Origin of the sequence: Streptomyces sp. SID14436, from assembly GCF_010548465.1 — a bacterium.
Lineage (GTDB): Bacteria > Actinomycetota > Actinomycetes > Streptomycetales > Streptomycetaceae > Streptomyces.
The window spans coordinates 1-2,615 of sequence record NZ_JAAGMD010000437.1 but is presented as its reverse complement, the minus strand read 5'-3'; the positions used below and the strand labels follow the sequence as shown (position 1 = coordinate 2,615).

The 2,615-nt window shown below is 75.3% G+C and carries 2 protein-coding genes and 1 pseudogene; 2 read left to right on the top strand and 1 reads right to left on the bottom strand.

The genetic code is table 11. From position 1 onward, the window contains the following. Positions 1–140: 140 nt before the first annotated feature. Both G3I53_RS34555 and G3I53_RS15105 read left to right on the top strand, forming a co-directional pair. A pseudogene (locus G3I53_RS34555) lies at positions 141–272 on the top strand (iron transporter); the annotation flags it as partial. Continuing rightward, positions 235–1,236, top strand: coding sequence for a hypothetical protein (locus G3I53_RS15105; protein WP_164337591.1), 1,002 nt, complete (start codon positions 235–237; stop codon positions 1,234–1,236). The pseudogene G3I53_RS34555 and the gene G3I53_RS15105, both read left to right, overlap by 38 nt. 407 nt (positions 1,237–1,643) lie before the next feature. Here G3I53_RS15105 and G3I53_RS15100 read toward each other — a convergent pair whose 3' ends face one another. Next, a complete protein-coding gene (locus tag G3I53_RS15100) occupies positions 1,644–2,378 on the bottom strand; it encodes a bifunctional DNA primase/polymerase (RefSeq protein ID WP_164333833.1) in 735 nt (244 codons plus the stop codon). Between the last annotated feature and the right edge of the window lie 237 nt (positions 2,379–2,615).

Here is a 2,615-nt window from a genome sequence, read left to right as displayed (position 1 = left end):
CGGCTCCCGGGCGGCGGGGCGACGGCTCCCGGGCGGCGGGGCGGGGGCTTCCAGGCGGTAGGGCTGGGGCTCCCAGGCGGCGGGGCGGGGGCTTCCAGGCGGCGGGGCGGGGGCTCCACCGGGGCGGCCGGGTGCGGGATGTCACGGTGTGGCCGCTGTCGCCGGTCCCGGCGTTCGCACCCCCGGCCGCCCCGGTAGGGTTCGCCTCCGGGAAGGGGAAGGTGAAGGAACCGGATGAGCAGGGATCTCGGCCTTCGAAGGCTCCGCGGGCTGGACCGGAGCGTGTTGCTGGCGGCCTCGGTGACCGTGTTGTCGCTGACGGCGAGCGGGTGCGTCGTCGTGCACGGCGAGCGGGAGGTGCGCCCGGCCACCACCCAGGACGAGGCCGCGAAGGCCCTCCAGGATTTCACCACCGCCTACAACAAGGCGGACAAGGCGTTCGACGGCTCCCTGGACGCCGAGTACACCACCGGCGCGCTCGCCGACATCGACGCGGCACGGCTGAAGGCGGGGCGGGCCAACAACCCGGACGGCAACCCGCAGCACACGCCGCTGCGGCTGTCGGACGCGCGCTTCACCATCCCCAAGAAGGCGGGCTGGCCCCGCTGGTTCGTCGCCGACGCGGCCGGCAACAAGGGCGGCGACAACCGCTGGCTGCTGGTGTTCACCCGGGACGGCGTGGACGACACCTGGCAGGCCGCCTACCTCACGCTGGTCGCCCCGGACGCCGTACCGGAGTTCAAGACCGACGCCGACGGCTGGGCCGAGGCCGTCCCCGCCAACTCCACCGATCTGGCCGTACCGCCGGGCGAGTTGGGCCGGCAGTACGCCACGTACCTGAAGGACGGCGGGGACGCGTTCGCCGAGGGCCCGCACACCAGCGGGTGGCGGTCGGTGCGCACCAAGCAGGCCGCGCGGCCGGGACTGGCCACCCAGTACATCGACGAGCCGGTGACGAACGGCGACTACGCGCCGCTGGCGCTGCGCACCCGGGACGGCGGGGCGCTGGTGTTCTTCACCACGCGGCACTTCGAGAAGCAGACGGCGGCGGCCGGGACGTCCGTACCGACCCCGAACAAGAACGTCCTCGCGCTGACCACGGGTGACATCGGGCAGTCCCTCACGATGGAGTTCCTCTCCAACGGGGCGGCCCTGACCCCGGCCGGCGACGCGGCGGAGGCCGCGGTGCGCGTCCTGGGGCGGACCCAGGGGCTGACGTCGGCCAAGGGGGAGTAGAGCGGGGCCGGCAGTGGCCGGGGGGCGGCGGCTGCGCGTGGCCGTGCGGTGGTGCGGCGTGGGGGCATGCCGTGCGGTGGGGCGGGCCGGGCCGTGGGGCGCGACCGGGCCGAGCTGAAGTGCGGTGGGGCGCGGGCCATGCCGTACGGTGATGCGGGTCGTGCGGTGGGGCGCGACCGGGCCGAGCTGAAGTGCGGTGGGGCGCGGGCCATGCCGTACGGTGATGCGGGTCGTGCGGTGGGGCGCGACCGGGCCGAGCTGAAGTGCGGTGGGGCGCGGGCCATGCCGTACGGTGATGCGGGTCGTGCGGTGGGGCGTGACGGCCGTGCTGAAGTGCGGTGGGGCGCGGGCCATGCCGTGCGGTGATGCGGGGCGTGCGGTGGGGCGTGGGCCGGTGGCCGGTGGGGTCAGCGGCGCAGGGGCCAGGCGGTGTGGGCCTGGTCGGACTGGGCGCCGACGTGCCGGGCGCACGCGTCGGTGAGGGTTTCCAGCAGGCTGAGCGGCTCCGGCAGCGGATGCTCGGGGCCGCGTACCCAGTGCACGGACCGGCCGTCGTCACCGGGCAGCCGGGCGGGCGGTACCAGGACGTAGGACCCGCGGCAGTGCCAGCGCAGTCCCGGATGCTCGTCCATGGTCTCGGGATGGCAGTCCAGCTCGCACGGCCACCACTCGTCCTCGTCCTCGGGTGTGCCGCGGGTGAGGGTGAAGAACAGCATCCGGCCGTCGTCGCTCTCGGCGACGGGACCCACCTCGACCCCGGCGGCGAGCAGCCGCTCCAACGCCTCGCGACCGGCATCGAGGGGCACGTCGAGGACGTCGTGCACCATGCCGGTCGCGGTGATGAAGTTGGCCTGCGGCTGATGTCGGGCCCAGCGCTCGATCTGGGCGCGGTCCGTCGTGGACTGCGTCTGCCAGGCGAAGGACACCGGGTGCCGGGCCGGGGTGGGACAGCCGACGCGGTCGCAGGAGCAGCGGTATCCGGCCGGGTGGGCGGCGGGCGCGAGGGGCAGTCCCGCACCGGCCGCGGCGAGCAGCAGGGCCTCGCGGCCGCCTTCGTCAGCTGCCGGTTTCGGTCGGCGTCCGCGCAGCCACTGGGTGAGTTTGCCCTGCCTGCCGGTCCGACCGCCGAACTCCGCGCTCATCTATCCCCTCGCCTCGCCGTCCTGTTCCACAGCATGCCCTATGGTCGCACCATCCGGCGCATCGGGGGGCCGGAGCCCACAATCTGCGCAGGTGGGACGAGGGGACCCGTACCGGACCCACAGGGTCCGGTGCCGGCCGTTCACGCCCTGCCGACCCTGGCGCGCGGACCCGCCGGCCGACGGCCCCGGCGCCCGGCGTCCCGCGGGTTGCGGGCCGGGGTGGCGGACCGGGCGGGG